Source organism: Nesterenkonia rhizosphaerae (genome assembly GCF_039544555.1).
Classification (GTDB): domain Bacteria; phylum Actinomycetota; class Actinomycetes; order Actinomycetales; family Micrococcaceae; genus Nesterenkonia; species Nesterenkonia rhizosphaerae.
In genome coordinates this window covers 25114-47543 of the sequence record NZ_BAABLW010000003.1, presented here as the reverse complement: position 1 = coordinate 47543, position 22430 = coordinate 25114, and the positions used below count along the sequence as shown (strand labels likewise).

Genomic DNA, 22430 nt, shown 5'->3' with positions numbered 1-22430 from the left:
GGGCGCGATCCTTGTCATCCGGCATAGAAGGGGTCCGGCAACCGTTAGTATTGGTATACGAACCCTACGGAGAGTCGCCTTCATGACGATCCCCGACCAAGGAGTGCGGTACCACCATGGCCAACCCGATCTTCAACACCGGTGCTTTCCCGGATCAGTTCAGCGAGCAGAAGCGCGAACGCCGCCGCTTTCACATGAACTCTGACCAGGGCACCGTCACCGAGCAGCCCCGCCAGCAGCAGACCTACGCCCAGCAGTACGGCATGCCCGGCCGCGGCCAGGCAGACCCGCTGGAGCAGGCTTACGGCATGCCCGATGCCGCAGGCTCCCAGGGCGCTCCGATGACATATGACGATGTCATCCGCAAGACCGTGACCTCCTTCGCCCTGGTGCTTATCGGCGCAGGTGCGGCGGTGACCCTTGGTTTCATGTTCCCCAGCCTGGTCATGGCCCTGATGCTCCCGGCAGTGCTGGCTGGTTTTGTGCTCGGCTTGGTCAACGCTTTCAAGAAGGAGCCCAACCCGGGGCTCATCCTGGCCTACTCTGCGGCCCAGGGCTTCTTCCTCGGCGCCTTCACGATGATGCTGGAAACCATGTACCCCGGCATCGCGGTGCAGGCTGTGCTGGCCACACTGGTGGTCTTCGGCACCGTACTGGCACTGTTCAAGTCCGGCCGGGTACGTGCCACGCCGAAACTGAACAAGATGTTCTTCACCGCGCTGATTGCCTACCTGGTGTTCAGCCTGGTCAACTTCGGCCTGATGCTGTTCACCGATATCGCCATGTTCGGACTGCGTTCGGGCTGGCTCGGTGTGGCTATCGGCGCCTTCGCCATCCTGTTGGCCACCTACTCCCTGGTCATTGACTTCACCAATGTTCAGGAAGGGGTGGAGGCCGGTGTGGCGCAGAAGTACGGCTGGTCCGCTGCCTTCGGCCTGACCGTCTCGCTGGTCTGGCTCTACATTGAGATCCTGCGTGTGATCGCCATCCTCCGCTCTATGGCGGAGTAACCACTCAGATCAAAGAAATGGCCCGCCGGAGTTCCGGCGGGCCATTTCTGTCTTTCGCGGTGCCATGCTCTGGTCTCTCATGGCAGGATAGAGCCCATGAGTACCGGCCAGACTCCGCACAGCGACCCCGCAGGCAAAGCTCCGGCCGCCGCGGGTGCTTCGCAGGCTCACCAGACCACCTACACCGCTGACCACCCTGATGCCGCAGCTGTGGGCACGCTGCCTCCAGGCGCTGGCCTAGAGTCCCCGCGGATCAAGGAAGAGCAGCGGATTCAGGACGACATCCCCTGGGGCGTACGCATCGCCGCGGCGTGGTCCTGGCGGGTGCTGATCATCCTCATCGGCCTGGGAACGCTTATCTGGCTGCTCTCCCACGTCACGTTGCTGATCATCCCGCTGATGATCGCAGCCCTGCTGGCCACATTGCTGCGCCCGCTGCACGATCTCTTCGTCAAGATCAAGATTCCCCGCGTGCTCTCGGCAATGTTGTCCATCCTGGTGCTGGTGGGTGGAGTCTCCGCGCTGCTGTACCAGGTGGGTCAGCAGATCGTCACCGGCTTCGCCGAAATGGCCGAGCAAGTCCAGGCCGGCATCATCCAGGTGGTCGAATGGGCTGATGAGACCGCCCAGCAGTTCGGTTTGGAGATCTCAGCAGATGAGTTCAACGCCTGGATGGAGGAAGCTCAGCACTGGGTCCAGGATAACTCCGGCGCCATTATGGGCGGTGCCGCCGCTGTGGGCTCCACCGCCACCAACATCACTGTTGGCCTGGTACTTGCCCTGTTTACCCTGATCTTCTTCCTGGCCGACGGTCGCAAGATCTGGGACTTCATGGTCACGTTCGCTCCCCGCAAGCACCGCCCGGCCATCCACGGCGCCGGGCGTCGCGGCTGGGGTGCGCTGGGCACCTATATGCGCGTGCAGGTGCTGGTGGCCGCCGTCGACGCCATCGGCATCGGTGTCGGTGCGGCGATCCTGGGAGTGCCGCTGGCGCTGCCGATTACCGTTCTGGTCTTCATCGGCTCCTTCGTTCCGGTGGTTGGTGCAGTGCTGACCGGCGCCGTCGCGGTGCTGCTGGCCCTGGTGGCAGAAGGCTTCATCACGGCGCTGCTGATGCTCGGCGTCGTCGTCTTGGTCCAGCAGATCGAGTCCAATGTCCTGCAGCCGATCATCATGGGCAAAGCCGTGCAGCTGCACCCGCTGGCCGTGGTGTTGGCCGTGACCGCGGGCACCACGCTGGTGGGCATCGTCGGTGCGCTCTTCGCGGTGCCGGTGCTGGCCTTCGTCAAACGCGCCACCCACTACCTGGTGAAGGAGGAATGGCGCGGCGACCCGGAGGCCCAGGACATGGAACGCCAGGAGACCGAGGAAGCGCTTAAACGTGCCGCCCAGAAGGAACAGATCGAAGCTGAAGAGCGCGCCAGCCTGGAGACCCTGAAGCGCCGCATCAAGGAGACCTTCCCTGGGTTGCACCCGGACCGTCCCTTTGGTCGCCGCGCGGAAGCCGCCACCGTGAAGGTTCCGGCTCCCAAACCAGCCGCAGAGGCAGCAGGCGACGACGACGAAGCCGGTGCATCCGGATCGCACAGCGGAGAACGCAAAGAATGACACAGGCACCCACCGCCGGGCAGCTGCCCGGCACTCACCTCAGCGTGCAACTGGAAGACATCGCAGAAGCCCAGGAGCTGTTGCGCGGAGTCATCGTCGACACACCCATGGAGCATTCCCGCGCCCTGGGCCGACAGGTTGGCGCCACGGTCCACTTAAAGGCAGAGAATCTCCAGCGCGCCGGCTCGTTTAAGGTCCGAGGCGCCTATGTCCGGATGAGCCGGCTCTCCGAGGAGGAGAAGACCCGCGGCGTGGTGGCCGCCTCTGCCGGTAATCACGCCCAGGGCGTCGCGTTGGCGGCCAAGAAGCTGGGTATCAAAGCCACGATCTACATGCCGCGAGGGGTCGCACTGCCCAAGCTGGCGGCCACCCGGGACCACGGCGCTGAGGTGGTGCTGCACGGCTCCAATGTGGACGAGGCGCTGGCTGAAGCCCAACGCAGCGCCACCGAAACTGGGGCGGTGTTCATCCACCCGTTCAACAACACCGATGTGGTGGCCGGACAAGGCACCATCGGGCTGGAGATCCTGCAGCAGCAGCCTGATGTGGACACCGTCATCATGGGCATCGGTGGAGGCGGCCTGCTGGCAGGCTGCGCGGTGGCGCTGAAGCAGGAAGCTGCCCGGCTGGGCCGACAGATCCGCATTATCGGAGTACAGGCCGAGAACGCCGCGGCCTACCCGCCCTCGCTGGCGGCTGACGCTGTGGTGCCCCTGGATGCGGTACGGACTATCGCAGACGGTATCGCGGTGGGCCGTCCCGGTGAGATCCCGTTTGAGATCATCAAAGAGCTCGTCGACGACGTCGTCACTGTCAGTGAGGACGCCATCGCCAGGGCCATCATCTTTCTGCTGGAGCGTTCAAAGCTCGTGGTGGAGCCAGCCGGAGCTGTGAGCGTCGCCGCCCTGATGGAGGGCAAGCTTCACGACCTCGGGGTGGACCCCAAGAGTGTGGTGGCGGTGCTCTCCGGCGGCAATATCGACCCGATGCTCATGCTGCGGGTCATCCAGCACGGCCTCTCAGCCGCCGACCGGTTTCTCACTGTGCGCATGATGCTCAAGGACCGCCCGGGTGAGCTGGCGATCATCTCCAAGATCATCGCCGATACCGACGCCAATGTGATCGGCGTGGACCACTCGCGTATTGGCGGGCAGCTGTCCATGGGGGACGTCTCTATCGAGATCAATATGGAGACCAAGGGCAAGGAGCATTCCGCGCTCGTGCTGAACTCCCTGCGCTCCGTCGGCTACGAGCCTGTCATCGTGCACTGAGCGGCTACTGGCCGGGCGACGCTGACGCGCCTCCTGGCCACTGCACCAGACGCGAACGGCGGCTCCTCCCATAAGGGGAGGGCCGCCGTCGTCGTAAAACTCTGCTGATCAGCCCGTGTAGGGCTCAGCGGAAATGACCTCGACCTGAATCTCGGTGCCGTTGGGAGCCTTGTAGCTGACCTTGTCTCCGGGCTTTGCGCCATTGATGGCCTCGCCCAGCGGGGACTTCTCGGAGTAGACAGAAAGGTCTGAGCTACCGGCGATCTCACGGTTGCCGAAGAGGAACTCCATTTCGCGGTCGCCGATCTTGGCCTTGACCAGCTGACCGGGGGCAACGGAGCCGTCACCCTTGGGGGCGTCACCGACATAGGAGTTCTCCAGCAGCTGCTCCAGGTAGCGGATACGGGCCTCAGCCTTGCCCTGCTCCTCCTTGGCCGCGTGGTAGCCGCCGTTCTCCTTCAGATCGCCTTCTTCGCGAGCGGACGCGATGCGGTCAACGATCTCCTGGCGGCCAGGGCCCTTGAGATGCTCGAGCTCTGCCGTGAGGCGGTCGAAAGCCTCCTGGCTCAGCCACTGGGCATTCTCATCGATCTCGGGGGTGTGCGTTGACACGTTTTCTCTCCTTCATAGCAAAGACCCCACCGGGAAATCCCCGGCGGGGTGGTGATGCACTGAAAACATGCTAGTCCAGCAGCCAGCAGTCGTCTACCACTCCGGTGACACCGCGGTGCTCGGTGCGCACTTCCGAGCGGAAATGCTGACTGCGGTCAGCGTTGCTGGCACCCTCATGCGGGCCGATTGTCACAATGCGGGCACCGACAATGGCGTAGGAGGAATCCATGACATGCAGCATGCACTGAGCAGTGGCGTCGAAGTCCTTGGTGACCTGATAGTCAACGCTTGCACGGGTGTCAGACTCGATGTTGTAGCCGACATCTTTGAAGGTCAGCTCTCCGAAGGAATTGCCGAGGGTGAACCACACGGCGGCCGCCAATGCCAGCGCCAGAGCACTGATCACCGACCATTTTTTTGCCGCAGGGGACATGCGCTGCTGCGGTGCGCCATAACGCTGTGACATGGTGGGGGAGTCGGTGACCGTCATCAGGAAGTATTCTACTGCCCATGCGAGAGAACACCGGCACCGAGGGTACCGCTCTGAAAGACAACGCCTCGGGCGAAGCAGCCCCGGGTGAATCAGTTCTGGATGAACCAGCAGTGGCAGACACTGCCCGGGGGAGAACCGTAGAGCATGAGCTTCGGCAACGCACACCGCAGGGGCCCGACCAGGTTCCGCCCTCGGCTGGTCTGCGGCTGCTGGCGGTTCATGCTCATCCCGATGATGAATCCTCCAAGGGCGCGGCCATGATGGCTGCCTATGTCCAGGCCGGTGCCCGGGTGATGGTGGCCACTGCGACCGGCGGCGAACGCGGTGATCTGCTCAACCCGGCGGCCGGAGAAATCCAGCAGTGCCACCGGGATCTCCCCGGTGTGCGCCGTCTTGAGATGCAGACTGCGGCTGAAGCGCTGGGCATTGAACATGTCTGGCTGGGCTTCATGGACTCCGGTCTGCCTGAGGGTGATCCGCTGCCGCCACTGCCCGCAGGCAGCTTCGCCACCTTGGACCTGGAGCAGGCCGCAGCCCCACTGGTACGACTGATCCGGCACTTCCGTCCCCAGGTGATCACCTGCTACGACGAATCCGGCGGCTACCCGCATCCGGATCACATCATGAGCCACCGCATCACCATGGAGGCTTATCACGCCGCGGGAGACCCTCAGCGTTACCCCGGCACCGGGGAGCCGTGGCAGCCACAGAAGCTCTACTATGACCGCGCCTTCAACCCTGCGCGCTTCCGCGCTGTGCATGAGGCCCTGCTGGAGGCCGGCTTCGAGTCTCCCTACACGGAACGACTCGCCTGGCTGGACGGGGACGAGCGCCCAGAGTGGATGGTGGATCACGAAGTCACCACCCAAATCCCGGTGGGGGACTACTTAGAGAAGCGCGACGCCGCCCTGCGCGCTCACCGCACACAGGTAGAGCCCGAGGGTTTCTTCTTCGCCACCCCCAACGATTTCCTGCGTCGGGTGTGGCCCTATGATGACTTTGTACTGGCCCACAGCCGAGTGGAGACGCAGACTCCGGAATACGATCTCTTCGCCGGGCTGCGGTGAGTTAGTCCCGACGGCGCGTTTCTCTGCCGGGGCCGATGGGCCGTAGACTGGTGCTGTGGAAATCATGCCCGCACTGACGAACTGGTGGCCCGGAGGCGGCGGCGGTGAGACGCCGGAGCTGCGCCCCGGTCTGGAAGAGTCTGACATCAGCCCCGGAATCGAGGGCTTCCTCTTCACTGCCCTGATCGTAGTGCTGCTGGTGATTGTGGTGCGCGATATGGCCAAGCGCATGCGCCGGATGAAGTACCGTTCGCAGGTTGAAGCCGAGTACGCAGGCGAGGAAACTGAATTCCCGCATGAGGTCGCGGAGGCGGAGATCGCTCCCGCCGGGATCTCTGAAGCTCAGCAGCGGGCCCGAGACGCTGCCGCCGAAGCCCGCTTCGGGCCGCGAAAAGACCAGCCAGAGAGCTGAGGGCCTCGAGCGCCGGCGGGTTCAGCTTCCGAAGCGGCGTTGACGCTGGGCGTAATCACGCAGTGCCCGGATAAAGTCAACCCGCCGGAAATCTGGCCACAGCGCCTCACAGAAATAGAACTCTGAGTAGGCCGACTGCCACATCAGGAAGCCGGAGAGTCGCTGCTCCCCGGAGGTACGGATGATCAAATCCGGATCCGGCTGTCCGCGGGTATAGAGCCAGCGTGAGATGGAGCCCGGTGAGAGCTCATCGGCCACTTCGCTCAGAGTGCGCCCCTGGGATTCTGCATCCCGCAACAGATCCTTCACCGCATCCACGATCTCCTGCCGCCCGCCGTAGCCCACGGCGACATTGACATGAACACAGGGCTGATCCTCAGCTGAGCTGCCGCGCCCCACAGCCTTGGCGGCAATGCGGCGAATGGAGCCGGTGGCGGTGCTGACGGTCTCGCCGGCGTCGTCGTCGTGGGTGGTTGCGGCGCTGCTGCCGCTGAGGCTGCGCAGCCGTGCCGCCAGAGACTCCGGGAGCAGCTCGGGCTGGCCCACCGGATGCACTCGCACCGGTCGTCCGCCCGGCCGGGATTCCGCCAGTCGGTCTAGCGTGTCAGCGATGATCTCGGTCAGCTGCTCCAGTTCAGCAGCCGAGCGGTTCATATTGTCGGTGGAGAGCATGTAGAGGGTCACCGTAGGAATCCCCAACTCGGCGCACCACTCAATGAACTCCACGATTTTATTGGCCCCGGCCAGATGCCCATCGGCAGTGGGGGTGCCGGCAAGTTTGGCCCAGCGGCGGTTGCCGTCCACCACTACGCCGATATGGTGCGGGATTCGGTCCTTGGGCAGGGCGCGAGAGAGCCGTCGTTCATAGACGGTGTAGGCCAGGTCTGAGAGACCGAACTTGGGCAGTTTCATCAGGCGCTCCTCTCCAGTGATCAGCCTCCACCTTAAGCGACGTCGATGGCGGGACAGTGCGCCCAACGATGTTACTGGACAGTCACTTCCGGGGCGTAGACTGGTATGTATGGGTGATCCACGTATGACGTCAACTGAGCACAACAGCCCCGAAGCCCCCGAGCATGCTCCCGCCCAGACTCCCACCGGTGATGTCGCTCCGGCGGACCGACTCTTTGATACCGATGTCCCGCTGAAACCGCGGATGCGCGGCTGGCTGCACGCCGGGATGGTGCCGCTGGCCCTGGCCGCCGGCATTGTGGCCGTGACACTAGCCCCCACCGGCACACTGCGCATTGCCGCAGCCGTCTACGCCGTCACCGGCCTGCTGCTCTTCGCCGTCTCGGCTACCTACCACCTGGGCCGCTGGTCCCCGCGCACCGCCCTACTGCTCAAGCGCCTGGACCACACCAACATCATGCTGATCATCGCCGGCACCTACACCCCGCTGACCCTTGCGCTGCTGCCGGACCCCAAAGACATCATCCTGCTGACCGCAGTATGGATCGGTGCCCTCGGGGGAGTGGCCTTCCGGCTGTTCTGGACCTCGGCCCCGCGCTGGCTCTACACCCCGGTCTACATCGTGCTAGGCCTGGCCGCCGTCGTCTTCCTCGGGGACTTCTTCGCCGCAGACCTGGTGGCCGCCATCCTGATCTGTGCCGGCGGCATCGCCTACATCATCGGGGCAGTGTTCTACGCGCTGAAACGGCCGAATATCAGCATCCAGTGGTTCGGCTTCCACGAGCTCTTCCACGCCTGCACCCTGGTGGGCTTCACCTGCCACTACATCGCGATCATGTTCGCCTTCCTGGGTTAGGCACACCAGCCTCAGCGCAGTGCGGCAAGCACCTCTGCCACGCTGCTCACTGGAGGAAGACACACCATACGTCCCGGCGCGTTCAGACACAGACTCAGCCGCAGGGGCAGGTCATCGCCGACGGCGGCCTCATCCACCGGCTCCACCGGCAACCCATAGAGCACACCGGCACGGCGAATCTCGGCCAGCTGATCTGCCGTTGCTGAGATCACCCGCAGTGCCGGGGAGCCCACGGCGGCCCGGCGGCCTGCCAGCAGCGACGCTCCCACGGCCGTGGGGATCCGTCCGGCGGCTACCGGCAGATGATGCAGAATCTGCTCAGCCCGCAGCGGCGGATCCACCTGGATGCCAGGGGCGGTCTGCAGCGCCTGAGCGGTCTGCAGAGCCTGGGCCAGTACGCCGATCCCGCCGGGCTCGGGGCCATCCAGCGGTGTGGCCAGCATGGGCCCGTTCTGCGCGGAACTGAGCAGCTCATCGGCTTCCAGGCTTTCAGCAAGGGCCCACCCGCCGTCGGAGCTGCGCTGCCGAGCGCGTTCGCCGACGAAGTTCAACAGCGCCTGAGCCCGCGTGATCCACTGCTGGTCCGCACCGGCGCTGGCCAATGCGAAACAGGCGCTGATCAGTTGAGCGTGATCGCTCAGTGTGCCCAACCGTTTCCCGCGGATTCCTGCATATGAGGTCCGGTAGACCCGCGCCGAGCTGCCGGTCTGCTCCACATGGACCTGCCACAGCTGCTCGGCGACAGACTCCGCGAAATCCCGCAGCTGCTGGTCATCCCAGGCGGCGGCCGCCTCGGCTAGTGAGCGGATGACCTGCCCATTCCAGGCGGCCACAACTTTGTCATCCCGGGCCGGCTGAGTCCGCGCAGCTCGTCGACGCCGCAGCTCAGGCAGAACCTGCTCCCATCCCGGACGCAGCGCATCGGAGAGCGAAGACTCAAAATTCGGTGCCAGGAAGCTCAACGTGCGCGGGGTATCTCTGGAGTAGGCCACCGAATCCCCGGACTGTGCCGCGCGGGCCACCGCATGCTCATCCGCAGGGACACCGTGATTCGCCGCAGCGAGCTGATCGGCCTGCTCCGCGCTTAAGCCTGCAGCAGCGGCAGCTTCACGCAGCTCGGCGTCGCTGAAGAGGTAGGTGCCGCCTTCTACATGGCTGCCATCAGGCAGCACCGTATCCGCGTCCAGGGAGGACGCGAACAGACCAGCCGACTCGGTTCCCTGAGCAGGGAGCAGCATGCGTTGCCGCAGCCAGTCGATGGTCATGCGGGCCACCCGTTCGGCATCCTCGCGCTGCTGAGAATCTGCCGCCGGATGGATGCTCAGCCGGGCGTAGTGACCCAGCAGCTGCGCATTGTCGTAGAGCATCTTCTCGAAATGCGGCAGAGCCCAGGCGCCATCGGTGACATAACGGGCGAATCCGCCCTCCACGTGGTCAAAGAGCGCTGAGGCGCCCATGGCGGTCATAGTCCGCAGGGCGAGCCCGGAGGCTGGCGAATCGGCCCGCCACGCGGAGTCCTCCAGCAAGAATCCCAGCAGCGGAGAGGGCGGGAACTTCGGGCCGGGCACCGCTGCCCTGGCTGATCCTTGCGTGCCGCCTGCCGGGGCGCCCTGCCCGAAGCCGCCATACACCGGGTCCTCCTGCTCGGTGAGCGCAGCCAAGGCGGCGTCGGTGAGTTCCTGCATCACCCCAGGCGAAAGGTCAGCCCACGGGGCGTCGTCGTCCTGTTCAGGTGTTCTCACAGGTGAGCCCACGGTGTTGGTACCGTCCTCGCCTGCCGCTGGAGCATCAGCGGCCAGGGTAGCCAGCTGGGACTGCTGCCGACGCTGGTTACCAAGAGCCTCAGCAATCTGCCCGGCCTGCTCCTGGACCTGATCCCGCCGCTGGACCCAGGCCTCATGTACAGCCTGCAGCACGTCGGTGAAGGACGGCATCTGGCCCATTCGGCGAGGCGGGAAATAGGTGCCGGCATGAAAGACCTGACCGTTGGGCAGGGTGAACACACTCATCGGCCAGCCTCCCTGACCGGTCATCGCCTGCACCGCAGCCATATAGGCGTCGTCGACGTCGGGATACTCCTCCCGATCCACCTTCACCGCCACGAACCGCTCATTGAGCAGCGCAGCGACCTGGTCATCGGCAAAAGACTCACCAGCCATCACATGGCACCAATGGCAGGCGGCATAACCGATGGAGACAAAGACCGGCACATCTCGGCGTTCAGCCTCGGCGAAGGCTTCCGGGCCCCAGGGCCACCAGTCCACCGGCTTATCGGCATGCTGGCGGAGGTAGGCGGACTGAGCAGTTGCGAGTCGGTGAGCCATAGCGCCACGCTACAACCGAAGCCTCAGAGAACCCGCAACGTTTAGGCTATGGCCATGGTGACCACACTGCCCTATGGATCCTGGCCCTCGCCCATTACCGCCGAACAGCTCGCAGTGGGCGGCAACCGCCTCGGCGGTCCCACCTGGGTGGGAGACCAGCTGTGGTGGACAGAGGGGCTTGCCGCTGAAGGCGGGCGGCAGGCGATTGTGCGCACCGCCGGAGCCGTGACCGCCGAAACCGAATCACCCGAGACCGTCACGGTGCTGCCGGCACCCTTTAATGCCCGGTCCCGGGTCAATGAATACGGTGGTGCCTCCTGGACCGCCCTGACAGAGAACGACGACGCCGTCCCGCTGGTGCTTTTTGTGAACTTCGCTGACCAGCGGATCTACCGGTTCCGGGAGGGAGAAGAGCCCGCTCCTATCAGTCCGGTGGGGGAGGAAGTCCCGGCGGCGCACGGCCCCTCGCTGCGCTGGGCTCAGCCCACACCGGTCACCCTGGCCGATGGGAATCAGGAGGTTTGGTGGGTCTGCGAGCAGCACCACGATGCCCGTGATTCTTCCGGTGCCCCGCTGATTGAGCGTTATATTGCCGCAGTTCCGCTGGATGGTTCAGCCGCTGAGGACGCCGCGGCGATCCGCCGAGTCACGCCTTCGGCACGTTTTGTGGCCCATCCTCGACTCTCTGCAGATGGTGCCCGGCTGGCGTGGATCAGCTGGGAGCACCCGCAGATGCCCTGGGACGGCACCGAACTGCACGTGGGGCAGCTCCAGGACGGCGTCGTCGTGAACTCCACTGTGGTGGATGGGGATACTGGCACCTCGGTGCTGAACCCAGAGTGGGCTGATGCTGACACCCTGGTGTATGTGAGCGACCGCAGCGGCTGGTGGAACCCGTGGCGTGTGAGCTTCGACGGTGCCGGTGCCAGTGAACCGGCGCAGCTGCTGCGGGATGAGCAGGAATATGCCGGTCCGCTGTGGCAGCTGGGCATGAGCTGGCTGGAGATGATCGGCCCGGACCGGGCATTGAGCATCCACGGCACTGCCACAGATTCCTTGGGTGTGGTGAACCTGGCGGAGGGATCCGTAGTGGAACTGGGACTTGCCGCTACCGCCATCTCCTCGGTGGCATACCGCGCCGATGGGCTGGTGGCGGTCTACGGGGTGCAGGCAGATGAATTCGCCGCGATCTCCGTGGGTCAGCTCAGTATTGCCGGTGATGCGCCGCGCCTGGGGCAGCTGCGGACCATCCGCTCATCACGCCAGGACGCACCGGACCCGGCGCTGCTGCCAGTGCCGGAACCGATTACCGTCACCACCGATTCCGGGCAGGAAGTCCATGCGGTGCTCTACCGGCCGCGGCAGGAGGGCTTCGCTGCGCCGGAGGCTGAACTGCCGCCGTTCATCGCGCAGGTCCACGGAGGTCCGACCGCTAAGGCAGCCGTGGGGCTGTCCCTGGCGATTGCCTACTACACCAGCCGAGGAATCGGCGTCGTCGATATCAACTACGGCGGCTCCACCGGCTTCGGGCGGGCCTACCGCGACAGGCTCAAGGGTCAGTGGGGCGTCGTAGATGTGGAGGACACCGTGGCGGTGATGCGGCACCTGGTGCGGGAGGGAATCGCCGACGGCGCCCGGCTCGGCATTGAGGGCGGATCCGCCGGCGGTTGGACCACCCTGGCGTGCTTGACCCGCACCGACGTCTTCAGCGCCGGGGTCTCCAGCTTCGGGGTGGCTGACGCGGTGGCCCTGGCGCAGGACACTCACGATTTTGAGTCCCGGTATCTGGATCAGTTGATCGGCCGGTACCCGGAGGATGAGCAGATCTATCGAGAGCGGGCTCCGCTGAACCATGTGGACTCGCTGGAGTGCCCGGTGCTGCTGCTGCAGGGTGATGAGGACCGGATCGTGCCGCCTAACCAGGCCGAGAAGTTCCGCGATGCGATGGCCGCCAAAGGCATCCCGCACGCCTACCTCTTGTTCGCCGGTGAGCAGCACGGGTTCCGGAAGGCGGAGAATATTGTGGCCAGTTTCGAGGCGTCGCTGAGCTTCTACGGGCAGATCTTCGGCTTCGAACCCCCGGGCGTCCCGCAGCTGCAGCTGAACCGCGGGTAGGGGGGCGGGCCCTTAGCCCGCCCGGCGCGTCCTCGGATGGACAATATGCTGCAGTTTTCCCCGGACTAAGCGCAGCAAATTGTCCACTTGCGTTTTCCCCAGATGCAGTGCCAGCGCAAGCGCTGCGGCGGACAACTCCTCATTCTTGAGGTATGCGAAGCAAAGAACTACCCGCCCCGCTTCTGGGCCAGCCTCTCACCGCCGCTCGCTTAGCGAGATGGGGGATACCCCGGAATAGGTTGCTGCGCGCAGACCTCGTGCCGCTCGGTTCTGGCGTATATATACCGCGCCATCTAGCTGATGCTGCCGATGAAGAAGAGCTATATCTTCTCCGTGCTCAGGGGGTAGCTAGCGACTACCCGCAGGGATGGATCTCCCACCTCTCCGCTGCGCGAGTGTTTAACTGTCCTCTTCCTAGGCGGTTGTACACACCAGAGGTACATATGAGCCACTCTCGTGAAACGGACTTTCGGGTGCGGCGTCGTGATGTGGTGGGGCACCGCTCGACAGTAAGTGAGGAAGAGGTGACGATCCATCAAGGATTACGGCTCACCTCTGCTGCACGCACCTGGTGCGATCTGGCAGCGTTCTGTGGCGTAGACGATCTAGTGGTCGCCGGAGATCACCTCGTCCGTATACCAAACCGCCGCTATGAGAGACGCGCTGCACCCTATTGCTCACTGGCCCAACTACGAGCTGCGGTCGAAGGCCGCAGAGGTTTTAGAGGAAGGCCTCGAGCTGTCGCTGCTCTGACGATGATTAGAGTTGGTGCAGACTCGCTCCCCGAAACCAAGCTACGGCTGAAGCTAGTAGGGAGCGGCCTTCCGGAGCCCGTACTGCAGGTACCCCCGACTCCCGGTGCGCCCAGGGGGTATCGCGCGGATATGGGATACCCGCAGTGGAAGATTGCGATTCAGTACGACGGTGGGGTCCACTTCAATCCGCAGCGGGCTCGGGAGGATCAGCGTCGCGACAACGCATTCCTTGCCCAGGGCTGGCTAGTGTTGCGCTTCAATCGGGAGGACTTCCGGGACGGATTTCGCGAGGCGGTGCAGCAGATAGGGGCCGCGATCAGGTTGCGGGCACAGGACTAATCATGGAGTGGTCAATTTGCTGCGTCTCACGCGGTCGCAAGCGCAGCAAATTGACCACTCTAGCGGGGACAAGCGGGTGACAAGGCACAGCTCACGGCAGTCCTCCACCCCCGGGCCGCTGGAGCATCCAGCCAGGCGTTAGTTTCCGTTTACGCAGATGTCACGTGTCGTTGGGTGTTTCTTGCGCAGCACCGGCCGCGGCGGGGCCTACATTTAGAAATGTCAGAACACTGACCGGAAGGCCCACACGCTATGCCTTATGGCACCAGGGGCCGGTCCGGCCCCCAGCCGTTCAGCTGGCGAGGGGCTGACCGACCACCATCCGACTATCGATGCGGGGACACACCAGGTCCTGCAGCCGAGGCGGTAGAGGACGTCGAACTCGATCTTGGGGAAGATTTCGAGCTCGAAGCCGATACCTGCTCAGCTGTGGGGCCTTTTGCGTTCTGCGCGCCCTTTACTGTCTGGAGACATTGTGGCCCACACCAATACCGCACACACCGACGGTGCTCTCACCCCGGACCTTGATTCTGTTGTTGCCCGCCAGGTGGCGCAGAAGTCCTACGTGCTGGACACCTCCGTGCTGCTCTCAGATCCCAAAGCTGTGCTGCGCTTCGCTGAGCACGAGGTCATCATCCCGATTGTGGTCATCTCCGAACTGGAGAAGAAACGCCACGATTCAGAGCTGGGCTACTACGCGCGCTCAGCGCTGCGGCTGCTGGATGAAATGCGCACCAAATACGGCGCGCTGAACCGGCCCATCCCGCTCAACGACGACGGCGGGCACCTGCTGGTGGAACTCAACCACATCAGCCAGGAGGTCCTGCCCGCCGGTTTCCGCGGACCAGACAATGACGCCCGCATCCTGGCGGTGGCCAAATCCTTCGCCGATGAGGGCCGCGAGGTCACGGTGGTCTCCAAGGACCTGCCCATGCGAGTGAAGGCCTCCGCCATGGGGCTCGACGCCGATGAGTACCGCAACGAATGGGTCACCGACTCCGGATGGACCGGCCTCGCCGAGGTCAGCGCCACCGAAGAGCAAGTCTCAGAACTCTACGACGGCGAACGCATCGAGCTGGACGAAGCAGAGGACCTGCCCACCAACACCGGGCTGGTCATCCAGTCCACGCATGGCTCAGCGCTGGGGCGAGTCAAAATCGACGCGACCTCCAAACGCTACGTCCAGATCGTCCGTGGTGACCGCGAGATCTTCGGACTTCATGGGCGCAGCGCTGAACAGCGGCTGGCCATCGACATGCTGATGGACCGGGAGATCGGAATCGTGTCCATGGGCGGGCGCGCCGGCACCGGCAAATCCGCGCTGGCGCTGTGCGCCGGCCTAGAAGCTGTCCTGGAGCGCCGCGAGCATAAGAAGATCATCGTCTTCCGTCCGCTCTATGCCGTAGGTGGTCAGGAACTGGGCTACCTGCCCGGCAGCGAGCAGGAGAAGATGAACCCCTGGGGCCAGGCGGTCTACGACACTCTCGGCGCATTGGTCAGCGAAAACGTGCTGGAGGAAATCATGGCCCGCGGCCTGCTGGAGGTGCTGCCGCTGACCCATATTCGCGGCCGCAGCCTCCACGACGCCTGGGTGATCGTGGATGAGGCGCAGTCACTGGAGAAGAACGTGCTGCTGACGGTGATGAGCCGCATGGGGCAGAACTCCAAGATCGTGCTGACTCACGACGTCGCCCAGCGGGACAACCTGCGAGTGGGCCGCCATGACGGTGTGGCCGCAGTGGTGGAGATCCTCAAGGACAATCCGCTCTTCGGCCACGTGACCCTCACCCGTTCCGAACGCAGCCGGATCGCCGCGCTGGTCACCGAACTGCTGGAGGAGTAACCGAAGAATCTAGCGGTAGCTCAGCGGAGGCAAGTCCCCGCCGTCGTTCCACCGTGAGGAGGCGCGTGCCAGACGTTCGGCACGCGCCTCCTTCGTGAAGAAGAACGCGACGACGACGCCGGCAATCGCCCCGGAGAGGTGCCCGGTCCAGGAGACCCCGCCGGAGTTGAACGGCATCATCCCGCCGATCATCGAGAGCCCGTAGAAGAACAGCACAAACAGCGCGAAGAGAATCGCCAGCACCCGTCGGGCCAGGAACCCGGCAAAGCCATACACCACCGCTGAGGCGCCGATATGCAGGCCAACACAGCCCAGTCCCTCGGGTGCATGGCAGACCCAGGGGGTGCCGATGATCCACAGGATGGCCCCGGAGAGCAGCCAGATGGCCACCATGATGCGGGTGAATCGCCTGGTCAGCAGCGCGATCATGCCGCCCAGAACCAACCATGACATGGTGTTGCCCAGAATATGGCCGAAGCCGCCGTGCAGCAGCGGCATGAACAGGATGCCTATCAGCCCGTCGAGTTCCCGTGCCTGCAAGGCCAGCGAACGGTTGAGCCAATTGCCCACAAAAATGCTGACGAAATACAGCACCCACATTGCCGCCAACGGCAGCACCACCGGGCCCATGGTGCGGAAGAACGTGGACTTCAAGTCCTGACTGATGCCAGACCAGGTGTCACGAGGTTCGCCGCCGGGCTGGAAGTGGGTGCTCATACAGCCATCGTATGAGAATCACGACGACGCCGCCGTCGGGCCGCCCCTGAACCTCACCCTGATTCAACCCTGAGTAGCCTTAGACGCCGGACCGTCACAGATATGTCATCGGAGCCGCGGCTCCCTAGAATGAGGGGCATGACAGAGACTTCTGCATCCCAGACTGAATACCGTATTGAGCGCGACACCATGGGCGAGGTGAAGGTGCCCGCCCAGGCGCTCTACCGCGCACAGACTCAGCGTGCCGTGGAGAACTTCCCGATCTCCGGACGCACTCTGGAGCGCGCCCATATTGAGGCGCTGGCCCGTGTGAAGAAGGCTGCTGCCAAGGCCAACGCCGAACTGGGCGTGCTCGACGCCGAGCTGGCTGAGGCGATTGTGGCCGCTGCCGAGCAGGTGGAGACCGGTGAGCTGGATGAGCACTTCCCGGTGGACGTGTTCCAGACCGGCTCCGGCACGTCCTCGAATATGAACACCAACGAGGTGCTGGCCACCTTGGCTAACCGCTACCTGAAGGACAAGGGCTCGGACAAGGAAGTCCACCCCAACGACCACGTCAACGCTTCGCAGTCCTCCAATGACGTGTTCCCCACCTCTGTTCATGTTGCCGCTACCTCCGCGCTGATCAATGACCTCAAGCCCGCCCTGGCCTACCTGGCTGAGGCACTGGAGGAGAAGGCCGGGGAGTTCGCCCATGTGGTGAAGTCCGGCCGCACCCACCTGATGGACGCCACCCCGGTGACCCTGGGTCAGGAGTTCTCCGGCTACGCCGCACAGGTCCGCTACGGCATTGAGCGCATCGAATCCTCACTGCCGCGCGTGGCAGAGGTTCCGCTGGGCGGCACCGCCGTGGGCACCGGCATCAACACCCCGCTGGGCTTTGCTGAGAAGGCGATCGCCAGCCTGGCCGAGGACACCGGCCTGCCGCTGACCGAGGCTCGCGACCACTTCGAAGCACAGGCCAACCGCGACGGTCTGGTGGAGGCCTCCGGTCAGCTGCGCAACATCGCCTACTCGCTGATGAAGATCAACAACGACCTGCGCTGGATGGGCTCGGGCCCGAACACCGGCCTGGGCGAGATCGCTATCCCGGACCTGCAGCCCGGATCCTCGATCATGCCCGGCAAGGTCAACCCGGTCATCTGCGAGTCCGCCATTCAGGTCTGCGCCCAGGTGATCGGCAATGACACCACTGTGGCGCTGTCCTCCACCAACGGAGCCTTCGAGCTGAACGTGGGCATCCCGGTGATGGCCGCGAACCTGCTGGAGTCCATCCGTCTGCTGAAGAACACCAGCTACGTGATGGCCGACAAGATGATCAAGGGTCTGACCGCCAATGAAGAGCGTGCAGCCTTCCTGGCCGGCGCCTCCCCATCCGTGGTGACCCCGCTGAATAAGCACATCGGCTACGAAGCCGCAGCCGAGATCGCCAAGCACGCGGTGAAGAACAAAGTTACCGTGCGTGAGGCCGTAGTGGAGCTGGGCTACCTGGAGCGCGGCGAACTCACCGAAGAGCAGCTGGACAGCGCGCTCGACGTGATGAAGATGACCCAGCCCGGGTGATCCGACGGCTCACTCACCAGTGACAAGAGGCGTCCCCGCATCCTGCAGAACCAAGGATGCGGGGACGCTTTTTCGTCGCCAGCCGGGCTGAGGTTTCAGCGGAACCGGCCCTTCAGCGGAAGCGGCCTTTTAACGGAACCGGGTAGGAGCCCCGGTCTCCAACGCCCACTGGATACGTTCGCGGTGGGGTTCAACAAACGGCTCAGGCAGCGCATCCACCGGGAACCACGCGACGTCAGTGGATTCATCGTCGCCGATCACCGGTTCACCGGAGAGGTACTCCATCTCGAAGGCAATATCGGTAAACCAGCACTCGTCCCCGTTGGGGTAGCGCACCTGCCCGTGATCGGAGACCCCCGCCACCCGGACCGGACGGGATTCGATACCCGTCTCCTCCAGCACCTCGCGCGCAGCACTGGACCCCGGCTCTTCTCCGGGCTCCAGAATCCCGGACGTCACACTCCACCGACCGTTGTCCGACCGGCGCACCAACAGCACCTCAGGGGAGGGGAGTGGGGCGCCGTCGTGGTCAGTGCGGCGCAGCACCACGGCAGTCACCCCGGGCAGGAACAGCGGCTTATGCCCAATATCCTTGCGCAGCTCTTTGATGAATTCAGGAGTCGGCATGATCCCCAGCCTATGCGTCCTGCGCTGAGTGAGCGCGGATCCTCAACTGAAGATCAGCGCCAGCGCAGTGCCGAGGATCAGAAACGGCCCGAACGGCACCCGCGTCTTGCGTTGGGCTCGTCCGGTGACCAGCAATGCCACCGAGGTCAGCCCGCCCAACAGAAATGAGAGTACGACGGCGGCAGCAAGGGTCTCCCAGCCCAGGAACCCGGCATAGAGCCCCAGCACCACCACGAGCTTCACATCCCCCATGCCCAACGAGGGCGGATAGATCAGTTTGATCAGCAGGAACCCCAGGCCCCAGAGCAGCCCGGAGGCCAAGGCGCGACCCAGTCCGGGGCCGTCACCGAGGAGGAAGGTGATGAGCACTAACAGGATGGCAGTGATCCCGGCCCAGGGATAGACAATCCGATTGGGGAGCCGGTGTTCTTCTAAGTCGATGAGGCTCAGAGCCACTGCGCAGACCGCAAAAATGGCGCCACCGCCCAGCAGCAGCACCCCGGCCACCATCTGGCCGGGGGAGCCCGAGGTCAGTAATTCACCGATGAGGGGGATCACGACCCAAGCCTAGAAACAAAACCGCGCAGACCGAAAGGACGTGCAAGAAACTGTGGAAACAGAATCCGTCATCTCGGGTGACAGCTCAAGCCCCGGTGTGCCGACCAGAACGTCGCGGAGGGCCTCTGATTAAACTCCCAGCCGGCACTCCTGGCAATCTCCAGGCAGATCTTCCTAGGGTGGAGATATGGGCAGTGAACACAGCAGCAACCAGTCCACCAGTGGCCCCGACAGCCCGTCTTCAGCACCGTCCTCCGGAACCGAAATGACACCGGCTAGTCCAGTCCCGGCCGAGGGTGTCACCTTCAACACCCGCAAATGGGTCAAACCTGAGGATCTCAACGCCAATGGCACGCTCTTTGGCGGAAGTCTGCTGCGGTGGATCGACGAGGAAGCCACTATCTACGCGATCATCCAACTGGGCAATCACCGGGTGGTCACCAAGTTCATCTCTGAGATCAACTTCGAGGCCTCAGCGATGCAGGGCGATCTGATCGAGATGGGGTTGCGCGCTACGCATTTCGGGCGCACCTCCATCACCATGCGCGCGGTGGTGCGGAACATGATCACCCGGCGCACTATCCTCACCGTGGAGCGGCTGGTGTTCGTCAGTCTGGATGAACACGGCCAGCCGGCACCGCACGGCTATGCAGAGATCACCTACGACCGGGACCGGATGCCCACCGAGCACCCGGCCACCGGGACCATCACCGCAGTCTGAGGTCTAGAGATCGCCCAGGGTGGTGACCAGATCCGCCCGGCCCTCGGCCAATCGGTAGGTCACTCCGACCACCGCGGTGCGGCCCTCCTGCACTGCGTCATGCAGGGCCCGGGAATGGTTGTTAAGCCGCGCCACGGTCTGCTTCACATGCTCTTCCACGGTCTCATTGACCGTCTCGGAGCCGGCCCGGCGGGCGCTGAGCACTGAAGGCAGGATGCGTTCGACCAGGTCGCGGACGTATCCGCTGGGCATGTCACCGCTCTGCGCAGACTGCAGAGCAGCCGATACCGCACCGCAGGAGTCATGACCGAGCACCACAATCAGCGGCACTTTCAACGTGTCGACGCTGAACTCCAGAGAACCCAGTACAGCGTCGTCGATCACCTGGCCAGCGGTACGGACCACGAAGACATCCCCGAGGCCGACGTCGAAGATGATCTCTGCGGCGAGCCGAGAATCAGAGCAGCCGAAGATTGCGGCCACCGGATGCTGGGAGTCAGTCAGCGAGGAACGGCGTGCGGCGTTCTGGTTCGGGTGGCGCACGTCACCGGAGACGAATCGAGCGTTGCCCTCTTTCAGCAGCTGCCACGCCTCGGCCGGGGTGGGCTGAGCTGATACCAGCTGATCAGCGGTCTGGGATGCGGGAGTCTGCTCACTCATTCTCGGGAACCTCCTGGCCGATGGCCTCAATAATGGCCTCCACTGCCTGGGAGAACTCCTCCTCACCGGCGTCACCGCCGATGACCACAGTGGTGCCGTCGATCGTATTCTGCTCGGCGTCCAGCACCAGATAGCGCCGGTCGCCCTCTTCACGGACCTCGAACTCCAGGCCCTGAACAGTCTCGGTCCCGGTGGCCGGGGCCTGCCGGGTCTCTTCGTTGACCCAGGCAGGATTCGCCTGGTCGGTCTGCGCGAAGCCCACAAAGTTCACTGCGGCAGTGGTGTAGCCGACTTCCCACACCTGGACTCCGTGTTCCGCGCGAGTCTCCCAGCGTGCGTAGTTGGCGCTCCAGTCCTCGGGCACCTGCGGGCTGATCGGCTCGTATTCGGTGACGCCGGCAGCCCAGGATGCGGCCTCGGGAACATTCTCATCACGGCTATAGGTGACATCGGGCTCGGGGTTCATGAACCACAGCGCCAGCAGCACCAAAGAAAGTACACCCATGGTGATGATCATGCCGATCATGGGGGCGGTCAGTCGTTTGACCTGGGACTGGGTCAGCTGCGGCTTCGGGGACTCGCCCGCGGCAGCCGAGGGGGCGTCGTCGTCCTCCAAATGGCGCCAGAGGCCGGCCTCATCCTCATGCTTAGTGGGCTCTGTGTAGTCATCCTGGTCTCGGTCAGTCACGCCTTCTATTCTCTCATCGTCGGCCGGCTGCCTCGGCGGCTGTGACGAGGCGGCTCGGTCACATGGACCGAGGGTTCTCACGCGCCACGGTCCCGGCCCGATATGCTGAATGATGAACCGGACAAAGGCGTGCCGGAGTCTAGAGACAAGGTGACCCATGAACGACACGGCAGACACCCTCAACCACGACGATCAGTCCTTCGCGCAGCTCTCGCCGCGACTGGCGGTGGGGGACTCCGAGCCGGACCGCAACCTGGCCCTGGAGCTGGTGCGGGTGACCGAGGCTGCTGCCATTGCCGGTGGCGCCTGGGTGGGCCGCGGAGATAAGAACGGGGCCGACGGCGCGGCAGTGGACGCCATGCGCTCCCTGCTGGACACGGTGAACCTCAACGGCGTCGTCGTCATCGGTGAAGGCGAGAAGGACGAAGCGCCGATGCTCTTCAACGGTGAGCGTGTGGGCAACGGGCGCCACGGTAACGACGCCGCACCCGAGGCTGATGTTGCGGTGGACCCTATTGACGGGACCCGGCTGACCGCCCTGGGCTATGACAATGCCCTGTCAGTGCTGGCTGTGGCCGAGCGCGGTTCGATGTTCGATCCCTCCGCGGTGTTCTACATGGACAAGCTGGTCACCGGTCCCGAAGCGGCTGACATGGTGGATCTGCGGCTGCCGGTGAAGCAGAATCTGCACCTGGTCGCCAAAGCCACCGGTAAGAGCATCGACCAGCTCAATGTCTGCGTGCTGGACCGTCCGCGCCACTCCAAGCTGGTGGAAGAGATCCGCGAGGCAGGCGCCCGCACTCGGTTCATCATGGACGGCGATGTGGCCGGAGCTATTGCGGCCGCTCGCGAGGGAACCGGCGTGGATGTGCTGATGGGCACCGGTGGCACCCCTGAAGGCATCGTGACCGCGTGTGCGATCCGTGCCATCGGCGGCGTGATTCAGGGCCGGCTGGCTCCGAAGGATGATGAGGAGCGCCAGAAAGCCATCGACGCCGGCCACGACGTGGACAAGATCCTCACCACCGAAGAGCTGGTGACCAGTGATAACTGCTACTTCGCGGCTACCGGCATCACCGACGGCGACCTGCTGCGCGGAGTGCGGTATCAGGGTGATCGGGTCACCACCCAGTCGATTGTGATGCGCTCGAAGTCCGGCACGGTCCGGATTGTCGAGGCTGAGCACCGCCGTCGCAAATGGGAGTCCTACACCCGCTGACCTTGTCGGAGGCAACCAGCTGACCGGGCCAGAACCTGCGTTTGGGGCCCGGATTGCTCC

21 protein-coding genes are annotated in these 22430 nt (G+C 64.2%); 12 read left to right on the top strand and 9 right to left on the bottom strand.

The genetic code is table 11. The features are described 5' to 3' along the window. The first annotated feature begins 116 nt into the window (after positions 1-116). From ABEA23_RS03735 to ilvA, 3 genes are all read left to right on the top strand, one after another. Positions 117-1010 carry a Bax inhibitor-1/YccA family protein gene (locus tag ABEA23_RS03735; protein ID WP_345476732.1) on the top strand — a complete coding sequence of 298 codons (894 nt, stop codon included), beginning with the start codon at positions 117-119 and terminating at the stop codon, positions 1008-1010. A gap of 96 nt (positions 1011-1106) precedes the next feature. After that, positions 1107-2618 (top strand): AI-2E family transporter, encoded by a 1512-nt coding sequence (locus ABEA23_RS03730; RefSeq protein ID WP_345476731.1) that lies wholly within the window; start codon positions 1107-1109, stop codon positions 2616-2618. Continuing rightward, complete coding sequence (ilvA, locus tag ABEA23_RS03725; RefSeq protein ID WP_345476730.1) at positions 2615-3889, top strand: threonine ammonia-lyase; 1275 nt, start codon at positions 2615-2617, stop codon at positions 3887-3889. The genes ABEA23_RS03730 and ilvA overlap by 4 nt, the downstream gene beginning before the upstream one ends. Before the next feature lie 108 nt (positions 3890-3997). Here ilvA and greA read toward each other — a convergent pair whose 3' ends face one another. Next, entirely contained in the window at positions 3998-4501 is a 504-nt protein-coding gene (gene greA, locus ABEA23_RS03720) for a transcription elongation factor GreA (protein WP_345476729.1), read from the bottom strand. Between the two features lie 70 nt (positions 4502-4571). Beyond that, positions 4572-4991 (bottom strand): DUF4307 domain-containing protein, encoded by a 420-nt coding sequence (locus tag ABEA23_RS03715; RefSeq protein WP_345476728.1) that lies wholly within the window; start codon positions 4989-4991, stop codon positions 4572-4574. 20 nt (positions 4992-5011) lie between these two features. On the opposite strand from ABEA23_RS03715, the gene mca reads away from it, so the two are divergent. Together mca and ABEA23_RS03705 are read left to right on the top strand one after the other, a co-directional pair. After that, positions 5012-6061: a mycothiol conjugate amidase Mca gene (gene mca / locus ABEA23_RS03710; RefSeq protein WP_345476727.1), complete on the top strand. Its 1050-nt coding sequence runs from the start codon at positions 5012-5014 to the stop codon at positions 6059-6061. Positions 6062-6125: 64 nt separating this feature from the next. Further along, positions 6126-6473, top strand: coding sequence for a hypothetical protein (locus tag ABEA23_RS03705; protein ID WP_345476796.1), 348 nt, complete (start codon positions 6126-6128; stop codon positions 6471-6473). 21 nt (positions 6474-6494) lie between these two features. Here ABEA23_RS03705 and uppS read toward each other — a convergent pair whose 3' ends face one another. Beyond that, a complete protein-coding gene (gene uppS, locus ABEA23_RS03700; RefSeq protein ID WP_345476726.1) occupies positions 6495-7385 on the bottom strand; it encodes a polyprenyl diphosphate synthase in 891 nt (296 codons plus the stop codon). Between the two features lie 109 nt (positions 7386-7494). Between uppS and trhA the strand changes: the two genes are divergently transcribed. Further along, complete coding sequence (gene trhA / locus ABEA23_RS03695) at positions 7495-8241, top strand: PAQR family membrane homeostasis protein TrhA (RefSeq protein ID WP_425577105.1); 747 nt, start codon at positions 7495-7497, stop codon at positions 8239-8241. 11 nt (positions 8242-8252) lie between these two features. Here the strand turns inward: trhA and ABEA23_RS03690 are convergent, their stop codons facing one another. After that, a complete protein-coding gene (locus tag ABEA23_RS03690) occupies positions 8253-10565 on the bottom strand; it encodes a thioredoxin domain-containing protein (protein ID WP_345476725.1) in 2313 nt (770 codons plus the stop codon). Positions 10566-10619: 54 nt separating this feature from the next. Here ABEA23_RS03690 and ABEA23_RS03685 point away from each other — a divergent pair, with 54 nt between their 5' ends. The 3 genes from ABEA23_RS03685 (at position 10620) to phoH2 (ending at position 15617) form a co-directional block, all read left to right on the top strand. Then, positions 10620-12680, top strand: coding sequence for a dipeptidyl-peptidase 5 (locus ABEA23_RS03685; protein ID WP_345476724.1), 2061 nt, complete (start codon positions 10620-10622; stop codon positions 12678-12680). Between the two features lie 884 nt (positions 12681-13564). Beyond that, a complete protein-coding gene (locus ABEA23_RS03680; protein WP_345476723.1) occupies positions 13565-13774 on the top strand; it encodes a DUF559 domain-containing protein in 210 nt (69 codons plus the stop codon). A gap of 547 nt (positions 13775-14321) precedes the next feature. Next, positions 14322-15617, top strand: coding sequence for an RNA 5'-3' helicase PhoH2 (gene phoH2, locus ABEA23_RS03675; protein WP_345476794.1), 1296 nt, complete (start codon positions 14322-14324; stop codon positions 15615-15617). 9 nt (positions 15618-15626) lie between these two features. Here phoH2 and ABEA23_RS03670 read toward each other — a convergent pair whose 3' ends face one another. Further along, positions 15627-16334: a rhomboid family intramembrane serine protease gene (locus tag ABEA23_RS03670; RefSeq protein ID WP_345476722.1), complete on the bottom strand. Its 708-nt coding sequence runs from the start codon at positions 16332-16334 to the stop codon at positions 15627-15629. Between the two features lie 138 nt (positions 16335-16472). Between ABEA23_RS03670 and ABEA23_RS03665 the strand changes: the two genes are divergently transcribed. Beyond that, entirely contained in the window at positions 16473-17897 is a 1425-nt protein-coding gene (locus tag ABEA23_RS03665) for a class II fumarate hydratase (protein ID WP_044495976.1), read from the top strand. A 129-nt stretch (positions 17898-18026) separates the two neighbouring features. On the opposite strand, the gene ABEA23_RS03660 is transcribed toward ABEA23_RS03665, so the two are convergent. Both ABEA23_RS03660 and ABEA23_RS03655 read right to left on the bottom strand, forming a co-directional pair. Beyond that, a complete protein-coding gene (locus ABEA23_RS03660) occupies positions 18027-18524 on the bottom strand; it encodes an NUDIX hydrolase (RefSeq protein WP_345476720.1) in 498 nt (165 codons plus the stop codon). A gap of 42 nt (positions 18525-18566) precedes the next feature. Next, positions 18567-19082, bottom strand: coding sequence for a prepilin peptidase (locus ABEA23_RS03655; protein ID WP_345476719.1), 516 nt, complete (start codon positions 19080-19082; stop codon positions 18567-18569). 265 nt (positions 19083-19347) lie between these two features. On the opposite strand from ABEA23_RS03655, the gene ABEA23_RS03650 reads away from it, so the two are divergent. Continuing rightward, positions 19348-19803, top strand: a complete 456-nt coding sequence (locus ABEA23_RS03650; protein WP_044496038.1) for an acyl-CoA thioesterase — start codon at positions 19348-19350, stop codon at positions 19801-19803. 3 nt (positions 19804-19806) lie between these two features. Here the strand turns inward: ABEA23_RS03650 and ABEA23_RS03645 are convergent, their stop codons facing one another. Together ABEA23_RS03645 and ABEA23_RS03640 are read right to left on the bottom strand one after the other, a co-directional pair. After that, entirely contained in the window at positions 19807-20463 is a 657-nt protein-coding gene (locus ABEA23_RS03645) for a carbonic anhydrase (protein WP_345476718.1), read from the bottom strand. Next, entirely contained in the window at positions 20456-21151 is a 696-nt protein-coding gene (locus tag ABEA23_RS03640; RefSeq protein ID WP_345476717.1) for a DUF4245 domain-containing protein, read from the bottom strand. The genes ABEA23_RS03645 and ABEA23_RS03640 overlap by 8 nt, the downstream gene beginning before the upstream one ends. A 157-nt stretch (positions 21152-21308) precedes the next feature. On the opposite strand from ABEA23_RS03640, the gene glpX reads away from it, so the two are divergent. Continuing rightward, positions 21309-22370, top strand: a complete 1062-nt coding sequence (gene glpX / locus ABEA23_RS03635; RefSeq protein ID WP_345476716.1) for a class II fructose-bisphosphatase — start codon at positions 21309-21311, stop codon at positions 22368-22370. The last annotated feature ends 60 nt before the right edge of the window (positions 22371-22430 follow it).

Bases quoted from the DNA above. Each gene is read 5' to 3' on its own strand.
- ABEA23_RS03735 (WP_345476732.1), top strand. From the start codon at position 117: ATGGCCAACCCGATCTTCAACACCGGTGCTTTCCCGGATCAGTTCAGC.
- ABEA23_RS03660 (WP_345476720.1), bottom strand. From the start codon at position 18,524: ATGCCGACTCCTGAATTCATCAAAGAGCTGCGCAAGGATATTGGGCAT.
- ABEA23_RS03705 (WP_345476796.1), top strand. From the start codon at position 6,126: ATGCCCGCACTGACGAACTGGTGGCCCGGAGGCGGCGGCGGTGAGACG.
- ABEA23_RS03730 (WP_345476731.1), top strand. From the start codon at position 1,107: ATGAGTACCGGCCAGACTCCGCACAGCGACCCCGCAGGCAAAGCTCCG.
- ABEA23_RS03650 (WP_044496038.1), top strand. From the start codon at position 19,348: ATGACACCGGCTAGTCCAGTCCCGGCCGAGGGTGTCACCTTCAACACC.
- ABEA23_RS03685 (WP_345476724.1), top strand. From the start codon at position 10,620: ATGGTGACCACACTGCCCTATGGATCCTGGCCCTCGCCCATTACCGCC.
- glpX (WP_345476716.1), top strand. From the start codon at position 21,309: ATGAACGACACGGCAGACACCCTCAACCACGACGATCAGTCCTTCGCG.
- mca (WP_345476727.1), top strand. From the start codon at position 5,012: ATGCGAGAGAACACCGGCACCGAGGGTACCGCTCTGAAAGACAACGCC.
- ABEA23_RS03680 (WP_345476723.1), top strand. From the start codon at position 13,565: ATGGGATACCCGCAGTGGAAGATTGCGATTCAGTACGACGGTGGGGTC.
- ABEA23_RS03670 (WP_345476722.1), bottom strand. From the start codon at position 16,334: ATGAGCACCCACTTCCAGCCCGGCGGCGAACCTCGTGACACCTGGTCT.
- ABEA23_RS03690 (WP_345476725.1), bottom strand. From the start codon at position 10,565: ATGGCTCACCGACTCGCAACTGCTCAGTCCGCCTACCTCCGCCAGCAT.
- ilvA (WP_345476730.1), top strand. From the start codon at position 2,615: ATGACACAGGCACCCACCGCCGGGCAGCTGCCCGGCACTCACCTCAGC.
- ABEA23_RS03665 (WP_044495976.1), top strand. From the start codon at position 16,473: ATGACAGAGACTTCTGCATCCCAGACTGAATACCGTATTGAGCGCGAC.
- uppS (WP_345476726.1), bottom strand. From the start codon at position 7,385: ATGAAACTGCCCAAGTTCGGTCTCTCAGACCTGGCCTACACCGTCTAT.
- ABEA23_RS03645 (WP_345476718.1), bottom strand. From the start codon at position 20,463: ATGAGTGAGCAGACTCCCGCATCCCAGACCGCTGATCAGCTGGTATCA.
- trhA (WP_425577105.1), top strand. From the start codon at position 7,495: ATGGGTGATCCACGTATGACGTCAACTGAGCACAACAGCCCCGAAGCC.
- ABEA23_RS03715 (WP_345476728.1), bottom strand. From the start codon at position 4,991: ATGACGGTCACCGACTCCCCCACCATGTCACAGCGTTATGGCGCACCG.